We start from the raw sequence: 17283 nt of genomic DNA on the forward strand, positions 1-17283 counted from the left end.
ACTCGACCGCCAGAGCGACTTCGCCCTATGAAAAGCGTTCGTCATTTCGTAGATTCGCTGGGGAAGTCACTGTCGAAGGGTCCTTGAAAGATTGACATTTACTGTTGAAACACCCAATGAAGCCCATTGCCAGCGTTTACAAGAGCGCAGCACAGTGACGCTGGCTTGTCGCCGCCAGTAAATTCGGTATGCCAGGAATATACGAGCGAACTGTGAACAATTTTCCTAAGATATTTGTGGCTGGCCACACCGGCATGGTGGGTTCAGCTATTGTGCGTCACTTAATCGCCCATGGCCATCCCGCCAGCCACATCGTTACTGCTTCTCATAAGGAGTTGGATCTAAAGGAGCAGACTGACGTTCGGCAGTTCTTCGAAAGAGAACGCCCGAGCCAGGTTTATCTTGCTGCGGCGAAAGTTGGTGGCATCCACGCGAACAACACCTATCCGGCCGATTTCATTTACGACAATCTGATGATCCAGTTAAACGTCGTGGAGACGGCCTTCCGTACGGGGATCTCAAAACTCCTGCTACTTGGGTCGAGTTGCATTTATCCAAGACTCGCTGATCAACCGATAAAAGAGAATGCTCTGCTGACCGGTCCGCTTGAGCCTACCAATGAACCATACGCTATTGCAAAGATTGCAGGCATCAAGCTCTGCGAGAGCTACAACCGGCAATACGGCGACAGCCACGGCATTGACTATCGATCGGTGATGCCCAGCAATCTCTATGGAGCTGGGGATTCCTATCATGCTGAAAACTCACATGTTATTCCGGCCCTTTTGCGACGGTTTCACGAAGCCAAAATTAGCAATGCACCGCGCGTAACAATTTGGGGTAGCGGAACGCCGATGAGAGAGTTCCTCTATGTAGACGATATGGCCGCTGCCAGCGTTCATGTTATGAACTTGTCACGCGAGCGTTACAAGATTTCGGTGCCCGACGAGCAGACTCACGTCAATGTCGGCTTTGGAAGTGACGTATCGATTAGTGAACTTGCGACAATCATCAGCCAACTTGTCGGTTTCCAGGGGATCATCGAATTCGATGCGTCGAAACCAGATGGTACCCCTCGAAAGCTTATGGACAGCGCAGTCGCCAAGAGCCTAGGTTGGTCACCAGCGATCAAGCTGGAGCAAGGCCTGCAGATGGCCTATGACGATTTCTTGTCTCGGGAGAGAGCCGCTTAAAATGACTAAAGTCGCACTTATAACTGGCGTCACCGGCCAGGATGGATCCTATCTAGCGGAGTTTCTGCTGGAGAAGGGGTACGAGGTACATGGTGTGAAGCGTCGAATGAGTTCGTTCAATACGCAGCGCGTTGACCACATTTACCAGGATCCGCATAGCGATACCAGGTCGTTCAAGCTCCACTTTGGAGACTTAACCGACACTAGCAACCTAATCCGCATAATTCAGGAAACTCAACCTGATGAGATTTACAATCTCGGTGCGCAGAGCCATGTCGCAGTGAGCTTTGAAAGCCCGGAATACACAGGCGATACTGACGCGCTAGGTACCCTTCGCATTCTAGAGGCCATCCGCATCCTTGGACTTGAAAAGAAGACGCGCTTCTATCAAGCCAGCACTAGCGAGCTTTATGGCCTTGTCCAAGAGACGCCGCAGAAAGAAACGACCCCCTTTTATCCAAGGAGCCCCTATGCCGTTGCGAAGCTCTATGCCTATTGGATTACCGTAAATTACCGCGAATCGTACGGCATGTATGCATGCAACGGAATCTTGTTCAATCATGAAAGTCCGCGGCGCGGCGAGACCTTTGTCACCAGAAAGATCACTCGAGGCCTATCCAATATTGCACAGGGTCTTGATGATTGTCTTTACATGGGCAATCTCGACGCTTTGCGCGATTGGGGTCACGCCAAAGACTATGTCCGGATGCAATGGATGATGCTGCAGCAGGATCACCCACAGGACTTCGTGATCGCGACGGGAACTCAGTACAGCGTGCGGCAGTTCATTCATTGGGCGGCCGAAGATTTGGGTGTTAGGCTTCGGTTTGAGGGAACGGGTTTGGAGGAGCTTGGCATCGTCGATTCTGTGGTCGGCGACAATGCACCAGCGCTGAAGCCGGGTGCGGTGGTTGTTAAGATAGACCCTCGCTATTTTCGGCCCGCCGAAGTCGAAACGCTCTTGGGAGATGCAAGCAAGGCTCGGGAGTTGCTCGGTTGGATTCCAGAAATTTCGACGCGAGAAATGTGCCGAGAAATGATTGCGCATGACTTGGGACAGGCGAAAAAAAATGCCCTCTTGAGACAACATGGCTTTAAAGTCAACGTCAGTGCTKAATAGCCGCCAGAGATATGTCTGTTAGGAAGAACCGTGATTAATTTTGCTATTGTCGGGTGCGGTCGTATCGCAAAGAGACATTCCGAGCTCCTTGGGTTATCACAAATAGATGGAGCGAGGCTTGTCGCTGTTTGTGACGTAGTCCTGGAAAGGGCGAAGGAATTCGGGGAGCGGTTTAATGTCCCCTACTACCAATCCATCGAGACGATGCTTAGCAAAGCTGACATTGATGTCGTCTCAGTATTAACGCCCAGCGGCATGCATGCTGAGCATGTGATCAAAATTGCAAACCTAAAAAAACACGTGGTCGTTGAAAAGCCGATGGCGCTGACGCTGACAGACGCAAGCGCCATGATCAATGCGTGCGATGAAAACGGTGTTCGCCTCTTCGTGGTTAAGCAGAACCGCTTCAACGTCCCTGTTGTAAAGGCGCGAGAGGCCTTCGACGCCGGCCGCTTCGGAAAGCTGGTGCTTGGCACGGTTCGGGTGCGCTGGTGTCGGGATCAGAGCTACTATGACCAGGATAGCTGGCGCGGAACTTGGGCATATGATGGCGGCGTTCTCGCCAATCAGGCGAGCCACCACATAGATATGCTGACTTGGTTCATGGGTGACGTCGAGAGTGTTCACGCTCGTGGCACGACGGCGCTTGTCAATATCGAGGCGGAAGACACAGCTGTCGCAACATTGAAATTCCGGAATGGGGCACTCGGAATAATCGAAGCTACGGCAGCGACGAGACCGAAGGACATCGAAGGATCAATTTCGATTCTTGGCGCTGGAGGATCGGTTGAGATTGCCGGCTTTGCGGTCAATAAGATACGCACTTGGCAATTTGGCGACAGCAATGATAGTGATGCCGAGGTGATGGAGAAGTATTCGGTCAATCCGCCAAATGTATATGGATTTGGACACCAAGCCTACTACGAGCACGTAGTTGATTGCCTGTCCAACGACAAAACGGCACTTGTCGACGGCCACGAGGGGCGCCAGAGCCTTGAGCTTATTATGGCACTTTATGAGTCTATTGCTTCGAAACAAGAAGTCAGCTTGCCGCTGGAAGTAAAGTATTCAAAGCTGGGCCGGTCGTCGTCGTGACCCATCCACCTACACTTTGGAAAGCGCAGATCAGAGATGTAGTTTGCGGTGTTGGCGTAAAGATCGTTGAACCCGCCAATGTGTACGACTGCGAACTCGCTGACAATTGTTTCGTGGGGCCTTTCGTGGAAATCCAAAAGGGTGTCCGCATCGGCGCTCGTACGAAAGTGCAGTCTCATAGCTTTATCTGCGAACTTGTCGAAATTGGCGAAGACTGTTTCATTGGTCATGGGGTCATGTTCATAAACGACCTGTTTTCCGTAGGCGGCCCTGCGAAGGGAAATCGCACGCTTTGGCAGGAAACACGAGTGGGCAACCACGTTTCCATTGGGTCCAACGCCACAATTCTGCCGGTTGCTATATGTGACCATGTGGTTGTTGGCGCTGGATCTGTGGTTACTCGAGATATCAACGTTTCCGGGATTTACGTCGGCAATCCGGCCCGACTTTTGAGAACCCTAGATTCGGACGCTACCGATATCTCCTGACAGCGGACGATTTAGATATCAATCGAACCTACCGAGAGTCGACATCATGAAAGTTCCCTTCGCCGATCTGCACAAGCAATATCTATCGTTAAAGGAGCCGGTGGATAGCGCGATCGCGGCAGTGATCGAGTCCTCCGCATTCATCCGGGGGCCCTTCGTCGAAAAATTCGAGGAAGAATTTGCGTCTGCCGTGGGCGCTACCTATTGCGTTTCTTGCGCGAATGGAACGGATTCTCTGTTTGTTGCCATGCATGCGTTGGGCGTCAAACCGGGTGATGAGATCATCACAACCGCTCATTCGTGGATATCCACGAGCGAGACGATTACTCAAGCGGGTGGTCAGGTCGTTTTTTGTGATACGGAGGCATCTACATTCACAATTGATCCGGCTAAAATTGAAGCGAAGATTACGCCCCGAACTGTGGGTATCATTCCAGTTCACCTCTATGGCCAACCGGCCGACATGAACGCGATTATGGCAATAGCGGAGAGGCATGGGCTCTGGGTAATTGAGGATTGCGCCCAGGCACACTTGGCAGAAATAAATGGGAAAATGGTGGGCAGCTTCGGCGATGCCGCCTCGTATTCATTTTACCCCGGTAAGAATCTTGGTGCCATGGGTGATGCAGGTGCAATTACCTGCAACGACAAATCGCTAATGGAACGCATGGCGATGTTCGCACGGCACGGCGGCCTTACCAAAGGCGATCACCACATCGAGGGCATCAATAGCCGTCTCGACGGACTGCAAGCTGCAATACTCTCAGCCAAATTGCCCAGACTCGCGGATTGGACCGCAAAGCGGCAACATATCGCCGCCCGATACACCAGCGCTCTGGAGCAGGTCAGCGGTCTCGAATTGCCAAAGGTAGGCCCTGGAAGAAGGCATGTTTACCACCTTTTCGTTATCAAACACGATCACCGAGACGACCTCGCGGCCTACCTGAAACGGAACGGTATTCAAACGGTTATAAATTACCCTGTCGCATTGCCTTTCCTAGTTGCATATGAACGGCTAGGACATAACCCGGGCGAATTCCCAAACGCGTTTAGAGATCAGTCTCGGATTCTGTCGCTTCCTATATTTCCGGAGATGGACGACGATCAACTGGTCCACGTCATTGATACAATCAGGCAGTTTTCTTCGTGACACCGGAGAACCGACGGAGTTCTCTCCTTGGAAACTCCGGCTGGAACCTTGCTGCCTTCGTTTTCACATTGATAGCCAACTTGGCTACGGTTCCGTTCGTTTTGAGATGGATAGGACTACAGGAGTTTGGCCGTGCAGGCATTGTGATTGCTGTCGCGGCGCCATTCACCCTGGCCGGCACCGTTCTTGGACAAGCTGCCATCAGAGAGGTTTCTGCAAGAATCGGCAGGAAAGAGCATAACGCGGCCGCATACGTGTCACGGGAGGCGCTGAAGGTCTGCCTTGCAACCTCCGTAGTCTCATGGGTTGCACTTTTGATCGTGGGGCCGTGGATCACCTCGGGAATTAGCGGGCACGATGCGCCGACAAACTTGAACAGTACCCTTCCATTTCTGATCGTTGCATGCGGTATATTTGCGCAGCAGTTCTCACTTGTGTTGCAGGGCATTTCCGTCGGTTGCCAGAACTTTCGAAACGTAGCGAAGGCATCCGCCTGGAGTTCATTCTCGACAGTCGTTGCAACGCTTGGATGCTCTTGGCTTGTGCCCACCGTTAACGGCTACCTGATAGGTTTTACAGCAAGCCTGATCCTCACTTCAGCCGGCTGGTTTGTTGTGACTGCCGAAACTTTGAGGGTCAAAGGACCGAGGCGGGCGTCGAACTCCGGTGAACGAGCATCGCTGCTGCACTTTGGGAAATGGCAAGGGATCGCCCAGCTTGCGGGAATCTTTGGCAACCAAATGGACCGATATGTCCTCGCTTCGCTCGCGCCAGCTGCCTTTGTTGGACAATACAATATCTGCAACCGCATTCAGGAAGCTGCTTATGTTGCCGTCATACGTGTCTGCGAGGTGATCTTTCCGCGATTTGGGAGCCTTGCGAATAGCGAAGAAGATGCGCGGCTTAGTTTCTTTTTGGCGGCTTCTTGGGTAGGAGCGACATTTGGCGCTATAGTGCTTTCACCCGTTGCAATTCTTGCAAAGCCACTGCTAACACTATGGGTTGGCGGAGAGACTGCCGTCGCAGCGACACGTCTCTTGCAAATACTGGTAGTTGGTGGAGTCGTTGGATGTGCGTCCAACGTCTTCTTCTACTACGCACTCGGAATGGCGAAAAATGCTCTGGCGACGACCATGTCGCTAGCTTACTCTACTATGACCGTCGCGTTCTCCATTGTCTTGATCTGGCAGTTCGGCCCACATGCGGCCGGCACTGGTCTACTTGCCGCGAGCATTGTGCGAATCCCGTTGATCCTTTTGATGGCACGCAAACGGTTTTTCTCCGTTTTCACTTTCGAACAGATGTTTGCGAGCACTATCGCGCCAACGCTTGTGGGCTCGTTGTGCGCCCTAGCTTTCTATTCGACAGATTTTATTTGGATTCAGAATTGGTTGGTGCTCGGTTTCGCTTATTGTCTCTTTTCGTTCGCTGTCGCCGGCGCAACTGTTTTCGTCGGACTTTTGTCGAAAACAGGTCGTATTATTCTATCCGGCATTTGGATATCATTTATAAACGCGCTACTCGCACGGCGATTTGCCAGCAGGAAAAATCCGTTTAATCAGGACAAGAGGGGACACTGAGTGATCACCATTGTGGACTACGGTGTGGGCAATATCGGCGCGATTGTCAACATGGCAGAATACTTGGGTCTAGACGCTCAGACCAGCAGCGATCCAAAGGTAATTGAGGCCGCGTCCAAGCTAATTTTGCCGGGCGTTGGCGCTTTCGACAAAGCAATGGTGACACTACGGAACAGAGGCCTAGTCGACCCTCTCAATCATGCGGTATTGAACAGGCGAGTGCCCGTACTGGGCATTTGTCTGGGCATGCAGCTTCTTGCAAGATCAAGCGAAGAAGGCGTTGAGCGCGGCCTTGGCTGGATTCAAGCGGATGTCCGGCGCATTGACCTGCCATCGTCATCTCCACTTAAGGTGCCGCATATCGGTTGGCTCGAGGTCAATCCAGTTCGTTCCAGTGAGCTATTCGATGAGCCGAGCCGAATTGAACGATTTTACTTCGATCACAGCTATCACGTTCAGTGTGATGATCCTAAAGATGTCGCCGCAGTTATCGACTATGGAGGCAAACTATGTTGCGCAGTAAACTCAGGCAATGTAGCTGGCGTTCAGTTCCATCCGGAAAAGAGTCATCGCTTTGGGATGCGGGTCCTTGAAGCGTTCGGAAAGATTCAATGAGAAAAAGACTGATACCAGTTCTCTTGATTGACGAGCGACGCCGCCTCGTTAAGACGGTGCAATTCGGCGACCGAACCTATGTGGGCGATCCATTCAATGTCGTACGCCTTTTTAATGAAAAAGAGGTGGACGAGATATGCATACTTGACATTGATGCATCGAAGACAGGTCGCATCCCTGATCTCGGCTTCATGCGTGAACTTGCAACTGAATGCTTCATGCCGCTCGCCTACGGCGGCGGGATCAGCCAATTGAAGCAATGCGAGGAGCTTAACCGCTCGGGTGTCGAGAAGTTTGTTCTTGGCGCTGGCGCATTTAATTCGGCATTGCTGACAGCAATTGCGAGCGATATGGGCAGTCAAGCTCTGGTTGTTTGTGTGGACGTTGCCGGGCGCGGAGCATCTGCAACATGCATGAGGCGATCAGTCGCCCAACCGGTTGACCAACTCCCCCTTGAGTTCTGCCTCAAGCTGCAGGAAATGGGCGTTGGCGAAATTATCCTCCAATCCACCACTCTCGATGGAACGCGTAACGGCTATGATCTTGAGCTAATTAGCTCAATTGCGAGCAAGTTGAGCATTCCCGTTATTGCTCTGGGCGGCGCCGGCACTTATGACCATCTCTTGGAAGGCCTCAAGGCAGGCGCTTCTGCTGCTGCCTCGGGAAGTGCGTTTACCTTTGTTGGCCGATTGCGCGCCGTTCTAATTAACTATCCTGCTCCCGAAATGCTTGAGCGAACGGAGTAAGCGCGATGGGCAATAAGCAGATCGTATGCTCGTTTTGCGTAATGGATGATTCCAATCCATCAATTGAATTCGACGTCAATGGTCAGTGCAACTGCTGCCGCGATGCTCTGAAGCGGCGTCCGCATGAATGGTGGACCGGCGCTGAAGGCGACTTGCGGATGCAGCGTTTAGTCACCACCCTGAAGACAGAGGGCAAAGGAAAGCCCTACGACGCAATGGTGGGCCTCAGCGGCGGCATTGACAGCGCATTCCTTGCACACCTTGCTGCCCGTAAACACGGCCTCCGCTTGCTCGCGGTCCATGTTGACGGGGGGTGGAATTCCGAACCAGCAGTTCACAACATCGAACTCCTAGTCCGAAAACTAAATCTCGATCTCCACACGTATGTCGTGGAATGGCAGGAAATGCGAGACTTACAGGTGGCTTTTTTGAAAGCATCTGTACTCAATCAAGACATCCCGCAAGACCATGCGTTTTTTTCTACGCTCTATCAGACCGCAACAAAGTTCGGCATTCGCCATTTCCTGAGCGGTGTGAACTTTGCGTCTGAATCCGTGGTCCCTCGCGGTTTCGGATACCCCTCGATTGATGGCACGCATGCGCGGGCGATTCATAAACGCTTCGGCACGATGAAGCTGACGACCTACCCTTTTATGACTCCTGTAGAGTACATTTGGCTAACGCGCGTCCGCCGGCAACTTACGGTTCATCGGCCTCTTAACTATATAGACTATAATAAGGAAGGCGCTCGAACCGAGCTGAAGAATGATTATGGCTGGCGTGATTATGGAAGCAAGCACAGCGAATCTCGATTTACTAAATTCTATCAGGATATCTATCTCCCAACTAAATTTAACTTCGACAAACGAAGGCTTCACCTTTCGAGTCTGATAGTTGCCGGCCAAATGAGTCGAGAGGAAGCATTGGTAGAGCTCTCGAAGCCAATCATAACTACTCAAGACGCTCGCCGTGAAACGAAATTCGTCGCTAAAAAGCTCGGACTGAAAGTCGAAGAACTTCAGTCTTACACCGAGTCCCCGCCGGTCCCACATAGCCGCTATCCGAATGGCATGCGTGTTCATAGACTACTTTTGCGATTACAAAGTACGATCAGAACATTTTCGCGAACACGTCAGACGACAGCAAAGGGTACAAATGTCGACTAGCCTCGTTTTTGTCGCCGCGCTGATGTTCTCGGCGGGGTTCTATGTCTGGCGGGTTGGTATAAATTTAACTCTGTCATCTGTTCTCCTTGGTCTGATGCTCACACTGCACGGTCCTGCATATCTTTACTACACGCGGGTATGGGGAAGCGACTACAGACCGACTGCATGGCAGCCGAGGTCTCCGTTCTTCGAAAAAATCCTATCGGCCGCACCCTACACAGACGTTATTGGAACGCTCGATTTGGCGCTCGCGATTTCCTTTGCTAGCATATGCCTTGGCGTTGTCGCGGCAGACTTTGCGTTTGGAATAGACGGTCGGCGTATGCGGGCAGGGCTTCGGGATTGGACTTCTCAGCCTACCCGGGTAACCCCGGGTGTTGCCAACAGACTTCAATTCGTCGCGGCGATAAGCTTATTTCTGCTTGTCACCTTCGCGGCGGTTGAGAACAAGTTCTCGGGGCTCATAATGTTTTATGCCTCTGATCTTGGTGAATTTGCGAAGATAGCGTTGCGCCGGGAATTCGGCGGAAGCCGTTTTTATATTCTAAACCTCGCAGTATCGAGCATCTTTCCATTCTTCGCGTTCTGTTGTTACGTTGCCTTGCGGGAACGCTCCATGAAGCCGCAGAGTTTCGCGTGGTTGTTCGTCACCGCACTCATGCTGGCAAAAACAGCAACGTTGAGCAAAGCTCCCCCCTCCATATTCATCTTGCAGTTGTTCGTCGTTGAGTATATGCGCAGGTCTCTGGATCTCCCGATGAGGACGATCGTAAAATTTCTTGTCATTTGCATTGCTTTATTCGGCGCGATGACGCTGATCGCGATCAGAGAATTGCATGGATTTGACGATACGTTAGGATTCCTCTTCTACCGCATATTCATGATACCGAATGAGAGCTTGCTTGAATATTATGCCGCGATTCCAAGTGTCATTCCGCACACATGGGGAACGAAATTCAGCTGGCTTGTCGGCTTACTGAGCACACAACCTACGCATCCAACCTACTTATTGGTCGGTGCCGCGCACCGAGGCGTAGAGGGCTCGACTTCCACCGCGATGTTCATCGCAGATGCCTGGGCCGACTTCTCATGGTTCGGTGTCTGCGTGTTCTCGCTTTTTGCTGGTTTCTTCATCCGTTGGCTTGATGTAGAACTCATAATTAATCGCGGGAAGACAGCCGCATCAATAGCGGGCATTGCTCTCGGCCACTATGGCATTTTCGTGATGCTGTCGACGGCACTTCAAACGGCAATGTTGACGGGGGGGTTAATATTGATTGCGCCACTTGTCATAGTCCTATCCAGCAAATTGAGATGGGCGCCCTCCAATGAAGACAACATTGGGCACGAAGCATCTGTCCAATCCCGGCAGGTTTAGGACAGCATGCGTGTTTTTCAGAATTCTGGCGTCTACACCGCCTACATGCATCGGCTTGATAAGCTTGCAGCAAATGCAACGAGCTTTTCCGACAGGCTGAACGTATTCCTTGGTGACAGATATGGTGCATGTCATGTACTCAAGCCGGTTTTCGATAGTCATCCTGAGATGTTCTTCACAAACGGCGACGACGAGAAACTTCAAAGGCGTTGGGCACACGAGAACGGCCTTCCACCGTCGACAAAAATGGAAGCGATTCTGCTCAGTCAGATTGAACATCATCGCACTGAGATATTTTACAACATGGACCCCATGCGATATGGCAGCGATTTTGTTCGCAAACTGCCAGGGAATGTACGCAAATCCATAATGTGGAGGGCCGCGCCTTCGCGAAATGCCGATTTCGGGGCATTTGATATGATACTGTGTAACTTTCCTCTTATCTTGGCGGGATATCGCAGCCTTGGGTGGCGTGCCGAGTACTTCTCACCCGCCCATGATCCCGCAATGGACATCTACGCAGCAAACAAGGATCGACCCGTCGATGYCCTATTTGTCGGCGGCTATAGTCGTCATCATAGAAATCGCTCGGAAGTGCTCGAGGCAGTATCTTCTCTTGGACAGCATTTTAGAGTCGAGTACCATCTTGACCAGTCGTCTCTGACTAGACTGGCCGAAAGTACGATCGGTGCCCTACTTCCACTTGGACAGCACCGACGACCAAAGAACATTCGAGCGGTATCGAAACCTCCGGTGTTTGGACGCGATCTTTATGCGGCGATCTCGAACGCAAAGATAGTACTTAACGGCGCCGTCGACATGGCGGGCGCTGAACGAGGCAACATGCGATGCTGGGAAACGATGGGATGTGCGGCACTTATGGTCTCGGACGTCGGCGCATATCCTGAAGGTATGGCGAACGATGTCACCATGATAACTTACGACAGCCCTGCGTCCGCTGCATTGAAAATCGCCGAGATGCTCAATGAGCCGGAACATCTCCGCTCGGTGGCAGAAAACGGACACAATATGATAAGCACAAATTTTAGCAAAGACGCTCAATGGCTTCAATTTAAGCGCCTGGCTGAGAACGCATGAGTTCTAGAGTGATGCTATTCGTGAATGCTTTAGCGGGGTGGTTGGTTCGCAAACGGAGCAGGTTTATTGTCGGGGTTGGTAGCCGCGTGCGCTGGATAGCGTTGCGATCCACCCGCGGCGGCAAGGTCGAAATTGGTCGCAATTCCATTATCAATTGCGCCTTCAATTTTGACGATGCAGGCGGGTCTGTCACGATTGGGGATCGGTGCTACATTGGTGCCAGCCAGCTTGTCTGCCACTCTAGGATAGCAATTGGAAACGACGTCATTATTTCCTGGGGCGTGACGATTTTTGACCACGACTCCCATTCACTAGACTGGCAGTCTCGAAAGAACGACGTTAGGGACTGGGCAAAAGGTTTGAAGGACTGGACCGACGTCGCCATCAAACCTGTTGTTATTCAGGACAAGGTGTGGATCGGGTTTGGTGTGAGCATCCTCAAGGGGGTGACAATTGGTGAAGGGGCGGTTATCGGAGCACGCGCTGTTGTGACGCGCGATGTTCCGCCATACGCAATTGTTGTGGGAAACCCTGCCCGTGTCGTACGGAATATGAAGTTGACAGACGCAGAGACGAAGGCTGATCTATGACCGCGCAAGAGTTGGATACATGGGAGAAGGCCGTCCAATGGCTCCGTCAGCAGCCTGACCAGCGGAAGCTGGTTCATGATGCGTACTACGACGACCCTTTGCTCGAAGCTGCCGACCGCTATTGGCGCAGTAGCGAATGGAAGGCTATCCGTCATTTTCTCCCGCGAGCTCGAGCATTAGCGCTTGATATCGGCGCGGGTCGAGGCATCGCCAGTTACGCATTGGCGAAGGATGGCTACGAAGTTACCGCACTTGAGCCAGATGCGAGCAACCTGGTTGGCGCTGGCGCGATTCGGCAGCTCTCGGAAGATGCTGGACTTCCAATTTCGGTGGTAGAGGAGTTCTCCGAGAGACTGCCCTTCGCCGATGAAAGCTTCGACATTGTATTTGCGAGAGCTGTATTACATCATACGACTGATCTTGCTTCAGCCTGTCGCGAATTTTTTCGCGTTTTGAAGCCTGGTGGGCGGTTCGTAGCTGTGCGCGAACATGTGATTTCGCGCGAAAGCGATCTGCCAACTTTTTTGGAACGTCATCCGCTGCACAAACTGTATGGCGGAGAAAATGCCTTCCTCCTCGAAAAGTATCGGCACTCAATCGCGTCCGCCGGCTTCAAGGTGGACAAAATTCTCGCGCCGCTTGAAAGTGAAATAAACTTCTCACCTTACACACGACGGGAGTTAAATGAGGAAATGTCGGTGCGTGTCGCCGCGCGGCTTCCTTTCGTTAAGAAGGCTGCCTCCATTGCTTTGAACTTTCGGCCGATTTGGGCTATTGTTTCTCGCATTGCGGCCGCATTGGATCATCGCCCTGGTCGGCTATACTCATTCGTTGCCACCAGGCCCGACAAAGAGAAATAATGGCACTTATATTAGTTACTGGGGCCCATGGTTTTATAGGAAGACATCTTGCTAAGTCGCTTGCACTTGCAAGCAACTGCGTAGTTGGCCTTGGTCATGGGATCTGGCCGAGCCAGTATGCAGAGAGATGGGGTATTAGCCATTGGCACAATGGCGAGATTGACGGGCCCAACCTGAGGTTAATTCAACAGCGGTTCGGAACGCCGGATTTAGTTTACCATCTCGCTGGTGGCTCGTCGGTTGGAATTGCAATTTCCAATCCGCGTGAGGATTTTCATCGGACCGTAGGTTCGACGATCGAGCTGCTTGAGTGGCTGCGGCTGGATGCTGCGCAAAGCCGATTGGTCGCGGTGTCAAGCGCTGCCGTTTACGGTGGAGGTCACATTGGGCCAATCGCTGAAACAACTCCGACCAACCCGTTTTCGCCATACGGCCACCACAAGAACATCATGGAGTTACTTTGCCGCTCCTATTGCGATAGCTACGGCCTAAGCGTCGCAATCGCGCGACTCTTTTCGGTTTACGGTCCTGGGCTGCGAAAGCAACTCCTGTGGGATATTTGCTCGCAACTCGCGCTTCATCCAGGCCATCTCATTCTTGGAGGAAGCGGAGGTGAGCTAAGGGATTGGGCTGAAGTTAATGATGTCGCCCGGGCCCTTGGGCTGGTGGGTGACAATATCGACGTGGCTTTTCGGATCATCAATATTGGGACCGGTCACGGGACGAATATTAGTCAGATTGCCCGGGGAATCGTAGACGCTTGGTCTGCAGGAGAAACGTTACCTGCAGAGATCAGGTTTTCGGGTGAGACCCGCGCCGGCGACCCTCAAAGCCTCGTCGCCCATTCCGAACAGCTCGCTGCTATCGGCTTTGAATGGGAGATAGACGTTCCGAAAGGGCTAGCTGCTTACGTGAATTGGTTTCGATCGGAAGCGAGAGAAAAATCATGACTCGCGTCGCCTTTATGATGATCGGCGGCAAAAATTGGACCGGTGGGTACAACTATCTGCTAAACCTGATCACATTGCTATCGGCCGATCCAAGCGAAGAAGTGTCGCCCGTGATGTTCTTTGGGACGGATGTGAACGACACTGATATTGCGCCGTTTGCGTCCCTCCCTAGAGTGGAAGTGGTGCGTAGTTCGCTTTTCAACAAATCTCGAAATCTTCGGTCGCTACTGATTAGTCTTTCGACGGGCGCCGACCAGGGCGTTCGCAGATTGTTCCGCTCAAATCGAATTGACGTCGTCTTTGAAGTCGCCCATTTTTTAGGATTCCGCCTCGGCATACCGACGATTGCTTGGATTCCCGATTTTCAGCACCGGTTCTTGCCGCACCTATTTGGCAAACTCGCCTATTGGAAAAGAGAAATAGGATTCAGAGTTCAGATAGCGGGAAACCGCGCGATCATGTTGAGCAGCGAAGATTCCCGCAAATCTTGCGAGTTGTTTTACCCTACTTCGCGAGGGCACACGCATGTTGTCAGGTTTGCCGTACCACCTAGGGGGATAATTGATCCCGCCACGGCGCGCATTACTGCTGACAGATATTCGTTACCAGAGCGATATGTCTTCCTACCCAACCAATTTTGGCAGCATAAAAACCATCTGTTGGTTGTGGAGGCGCTCAGAATTCTGCGGACGCGGGGCGAGTCAGTGACAGTTGTCGCATCAGGAAATCCATCGGATCCGCGCGATCCGTCGTATTTTTCCCGCTTTAACGCCGCCATAGAGAACGCAGATCTTGGAGAGAGCTTTACCTTTCTGGGGCTAATCCCCTACGACGACCTGGCGCCGCTAGCCCTCTCAAGTATGGCCCTATTGAATCCTTCTCTGTTCGAAGGGTGGAGCACCACGGTGGAGGAAGCGCTTTCATGGGGGGTTCCGCTGATTTTATCCGATCTAGATGTCAACCGCGAGCAGGCGGGCGAAACCGCTACCTACTTCAACCGTTTCGACGCAACTTCCTTAGCCGACGCCCTCGTCACAGCAACCGCGGCGTTGCCGGAAACAGCGCGCGCTCGCGCGGTAGCCGCGCGCACCATTGCCAATGAACGCGTCTCACGGTTTGTTTCCGAATTTACTGCGCTCATCCGGAAGATTTCTGAGAAAAGATCGTAAGAAGCCGCTAAGCAGGCTTCGAGCCACGGAGTCGTCGCGAGGCTCCACAGGCTTTGGTCTTGCACTCGGCGTTTGAAAGCAAGCGAATGAGCAAATTGAAAATATCGATCATCACTGTGGTGTTTAACAACGTTGAAACGWTTGTTGACACAATCGACTCTGTTCGCGCTCAGAATTATTCGGATCTAGAGTATATAGTTGTCGATGGCCTATCCAACGACGGCACCCTGAATCGGGTTCGTGAAAACCTAGCGTTCATTAGTCAGCTAGTGTCCGAGAAGGACAAGGGCATCTATGACGCCATGAACAAGGGAATTCGTCTAGCCACGGGTGACGTGATTGGCTTTATAAACGGTGACGATTTCTACCTTCCCGGCGTACTTGCGAAGGTGGCCGAAGCATTCGAAGATCCAAAACTACAGGCCTGCTATGGCGATCTATATTATGTAAAGCAGGAAGACGTGTCGACGGTGGTTAGACATTGGCGCTCATCGCCCCACGTGCCACGAGCCTTCGAAAGCGGTTGGTGCCCGCCTCACCCGACGTTCTTTGTTCGTCGCGAAATCTACGAACGTTTTGGATCTTTTGATCTGGACTATGCAATCGCTGCTGATTTCGAGCTAATGATGCGTTTTCTCGAACGACACCGCGTTCATTCGAGATATCTCCCCGGCGCCATGGTGAAGATGAGAATGGGTGGAACCACGAATCGCAGCATTCGAAACATCATTGCGCAGAATAGGGAGATACTGCGCGCGCTTGCGTCCCACGGATCGAATGTCAGTGCGCTGACTTTCTTGCTGCGAAAGTTTGCCTCTCGGTCGATGCAATTCTTGCGCGCAAAACGATTATAGCCTGCTACGAGGGCGAGACGTCAAGGTCCCCCCGCCGCAAGAGTAAAACTGTCGAATAGGGCGAGGATTATTTTTTGACCCTCTGCGATCGAGCACGCTGCGAAGTATAAAGTCGCTTGGCGAACGAAGCGCCGAGGCCAATCAAAAGCCCCGTCAACAGGCCCGCGGCCACAATTCTGACTTTGCCGGCCGGCATTTCGGTGTAAATCGGTGCAATAAGCTTTGCCGACTCGCTTAGTGCCAACTTAAATTCAAGCCGTGATATATCTTCACGAAGAGAGATGGCATCGTCCCTGGTCGTAAGGTAAATGGCCTTCTGCCATTCAGAACTCTGTGTCTCCGTGAGCAATTTAACGTTATCTGCAAGCCGGGCCTCGTCGGCGGCAATCTGTGCCTTCAAATTGTTCAAGTTAGGAGCGGCCGCGGCCATTTGCGCCGACTCCACAAACTGCACTATCGCCTCCAGGCATCGCCCTGCGGAGGCGGCCGTACGTGCGGTGAAAGACAGTGCGATGACGTCACCGGGTACCGACGGAGAGGTTACGCGAAAATCACGTGATAGCTGCTGAGAACTTGCGCTGCCTGTCTCGGAACAGGTTGAAACCGTCGTTGCGTCAAAGATCGACGGCGATCGCAGGCGAAGCAATAAGCGCTCACGAGATTCCACTAATCCGATCGCATCCGGATCGTCACGCGAGGGCATGCTGACCTTCGCCAGCACAAGCTGTGCAGTGGCCTCGTATTTCGGTTCACTCGTCGCCCAAAAGACACCTGCGAGAATCGCACCAACTAGACCGCATGCGACAACGGTCATTGCGCTACTTCTCAGAAAACCGACGAGCGCAAAGAGGTTAATTTCTTCATCGAACAACTTCCGCTCTGTCATCTTATCTTCCTAAAACTCAATGGAAACTGAAACCTGGAAGGAGATCCAAGGCAACCTTAACTGCATTTTCGAACCTATAAGGGTCAATATGTCAATCGAGAAACCGGATGCGGCGGCAACATGGTCGGAATCTCGTTCGCCGACATATGCAACTCCGGGATGAAGCGGCCTAGAATGGGGTCAGCTCGGTTAGCACTTGCGCTAGTGAGCAAGGCCCCCGTTGAGCGCCTTAACGGACAAGGGTCGTGCTACCTTCGTCCGTTCGACTTGAGAAGCTAGCACTCGCTCGCGGTTTTCTTGCCAATTTCGCGCGAAAGACGGATGAGCGGCGCGCAGGACACAATC

General features: G+C 52.3%; 16 protein-coding genes and 2 pseudogenes. 17 read left to right on the forward strand and 1 reads right to left on the reverse strand.

The window, feature by feature from the left end; translation table 11 throughout:
- Window positions 1-212: 212 nt before the first annotated feature.
- The 17 genes and pseudogenes from AC1DMK_RS20565 (at window position 213) to AC1DMK_RS20645 (ending at window position 16052) form a co-directional block, all read left to right on the forward strand.
- Window positions 213-1193: a GDP-L-fucose synthase family protein gene (locus AC1DMK_RS20565; RefSeq protein ID WP_477861522.1), complete on the forward strand. Its 981-nt coding sequence runs from the start codon at window positions 213-215 to the stop codon at window positions 1191-1193.
- Between the two features lies 1 nt (window position 1194).
- Complete coding sequence (gene gmd / locus AC1DMK_RS20570) at window positions 1195-2313, forward strand: GDP-mannose 4,6-dehydratase (protein ID WP_477861524.1); 1119 nt, start codon at window positions 1195-1197, stop codon at window positions 2311-2313.
- A 30-nt stretch (window positions 2314-2343) separates the two neighbouring features.
- A complete protein-coding gene (locus AC1DMK_RS20575) occupies window positions 2344-3408 on the forward strand; it encodes a Gfo/Idh/MocA family protein (protein ID WP_477861526.1) in 1065 nt (354 codons plus the stop codon).
- Complete coding sequence (locus AC1DMK_RS20580) at window positions 3405-3896, forward strand: acyltransferase (RefSeq protein WP_477861528.1); 492 nt, start codon at window positions 3405-3407, stop codon at window positions 3894-3896. The genes AC1DMK_RS20575 and AC1DMK_RS20580 overlap by 4 nt, the downstream gene beginning before the upstream one ends.
- Window positions 3897-3942: 46 nt before the next feature.
- Entirely contained in the window at window positions 3943-5046 is a 1104-nt protein-coding gene (locus AC1DMK_RS20585; RefSeq protein ID WP_477861530.1) for a DegT/DnrJ/EryC1/StrS family aminotransferase, read from the forward strand.
- Complete coding sequence (locus AC1DMK_RS20590; RefSeq protein WP_477861532.1) at window positions 5043-6626, forward strand: lipopolysaccharide biosynthesis protein; 1584 nt, start codon at window positions 5043-5045, stop codon at window positions 6624-6626. Before AC1DMK_RS20585 ends, AC1DMK_RS20590 begins: the two co-directional genes overlap by 4 nt.
- Window positions 6627-7241, forward strand: coding sequence for an imidazole glycerol phosphate synthase subunit HisH (hisH, locus tag AC1DMK_RS20595; RefSeq protein ID WP_477861534.1), 615 nt, complete (start codon window positions 6627-6629; stop codon window positions 7239-7241). It abuts the gene before it with no gap.
- Window positions 7238-7987: a HisA/HisF-related TIM barrel protein gene (locus tag AC1DMK_RS20600; RefSeq protein ID WP_477861536.1), complete on the forward strand. Its 750-nt coding sequence runs from the start codon at window positions 7238-7240 to the stop codon at window positions 7985-7987. Before hisH ends, AC1DMK_RS20600 begins: the two co-directional genes overlap by 4 nt.
- Before the next feature lie 5 nt (window positions 7988-7992).
- Complete coding sequence (locus AC1DMK_RS20605; RefSeq protein ID WP_477861538.1) at window positions 7993-9153, forward strand: N-acetyl sugar amidotransferase; 1161 nt, start codon at window positions 7993-7995, stop codon at window positions 9151-9153.
- Window positions 9143-10531, forward strand: coding sequence for an O-antigen polymerase (locus AC1DMK_RS20610; RefSeq protein WP_477861540.1), 1389 nt, complete (start codon window positions 9143-9145; stop codon window positions 10529-10531). Before AC1DMK_RS20605 ends, AC1DMK_RS20610 begins: the two co-directional genes overlap by 11 nt.
- Window positions 10532-10537: 6 nt before the next feature.
- Window positions 10538-11629 (forward strand): glycosyltransferase family protein, encoded by a 1092-nt coding sequence (locus AC1DMK_RS20615; protein ID WP_477861542.1) that lies wholly within the window; start codon window positions 10538-10540, stop codon window positions 11627-11629.
- Window positions 11630-11640: 11 nt separating this feature from the next.
- Window positions 11641-11907, forward strand: a pseudogene (locus AC1DMK_RS20620) (acyltransferase); the annotation flags it as partial.
- A gap of 117 nt (window positions 11908-12024) precedes the next feature.
- A pseudogene (locus tag AC1DMK_RS20625) lies at window positions 12025-12177 on the forward strand (LbetaH domain-containing protein); the annotation flags it as partial.
- A 38-nt stretch (window positions 12178-12215) separates the two neighbouring features.
- Window positions 12216-13079: a class I SAM-dependent methyltransferase gene (locus tag AC1DMK_RS20630; RefSeq protein ID WP_477861544.1), complete on the forward strand. Its 864-nt coding sequence runs from the start codon at window positions 12216-12218 to the stop codon at window positions 13077-13079.
- Complete coding sequence (locus AC1DMK_RS20635) at window positions 13079-14029, forward strand: NAD-dependent epimerase/dehydratase family protein (RefSeq protein WP_477861546.1); 951 nt, start codon at window positions 13079-13081, stop codon at window positions 14027-14029. Before AC1DMK_RS20630 ends, AC1DMK_RS20635 begins: the two co-directional genes overlap by 1 nt.
- The gene (locus AC1DMK_RS20640; RefSeq protein ID WP_477861547.1) at window positions 14026-15198 is read left to right on the forward strand and encodes a glycosyltransferase family 4 protein; all 1173 of its coding nucleotides are present in this window, start codon (window positions 14026-14028) and stop codon (window positions 15196-15198) included. Before AC1DMK_RS20635 ends, AC1DMK_RS20640 begins: the two co-directional genes overlap by 4 nt.
- 86 nt (window positions 15199-15284) lie before the next feature.
- Window positions 15285-16052, forward strand: coding sequence for a glycosyltransferase family 2 protein (locus AC1DMK_RS20645; RefSeq protein WP_477861549.1), 768 nt, complete (start codon window positions 15285-15287; stop codon window positions 16050-16052).
- A gap of 67 nt (window positions 16053-16119) precedes the next feature.
- Here the strand turns inward: AC1DMK_RS20645 and AC1DMK_RS20650 are convergent, their stop codons facing one another.
- On the reverse strand, window positions 16120-16938 hold the full coding sequence (locus AC1DMK_RS20650) for a Wzz/FepE/Etk N-terminal domain-containing protein (protein WP_477861551.1): 819 nt from the start codon (window positions 16936-16938) through the stop codon (window positions 16120-16122).
- Window positions 16939-17283 lie beyond the last annotated feature (345 nt).

The organism is Rhizobium sp. 05L419, from assembly GCF_056397845.1.

Bases quoted from the DNA above. Each gene is read 5' to 3' on its own strand.
- AC1DMK_RS20605 (WP_477861538.1), top strand. From the start codon at position 7,993: ATGGGCAATAAGCAGATCGTATGCTCGTTTTGCGTAATGGATGATTCC.
- AC1DMK_RS20630 (WP_477861544.1), top strand. From the start codon at position 12,216: ATGACCGCGCAAGAGTTGGATACATGGGAGAAGGCCGTCCAATGGCTC.
- AC1DMK_RS20640 (WP_477861547.1), top strand. From the start codon at position 14,026: ATGACTCGCGTCGCCTTTATGATGATCGGCGGCAAAAATTGGACCGGT.
- AC1DMK_RS20635 (WP_477861546.1), top strand. From the start codon at position 13,079: ATGGCACTTATATTAGTTACTGGGGCCCATGGTTTTATAGGAAGACAT.
- AC1DMK_RS20650 (WP_477861551.1), bottom strand. From the start codon at position 16,938: ATGACAGAGCGGAAGTTGTTCGATGAAGAAATTAACCTCTTTGCGCTC.
- AC1DMK_RS20585 (WP_477861530.1), top strand. From the start codon at position 3,943: ATGAAAGTTCCCTTCGCCGATCTGCACAAGCAATATCTATCGTTAAAG.
- AC1DMK_RS20610 (WP_477861540.1), top strand. From the start codon at position 9,143: ATGTCGACTAGCCTCGTTTTTGTCGCCGCGCTGATGTTCTCGGCGGGG.
- AC1DMK_RS20600 (WP_477861536.1), top strand. From the start codon at position 7,238: ATGAGAAAAAGACTGATACCAGTTCTCTTGATTGACGAGCGACGCCGC.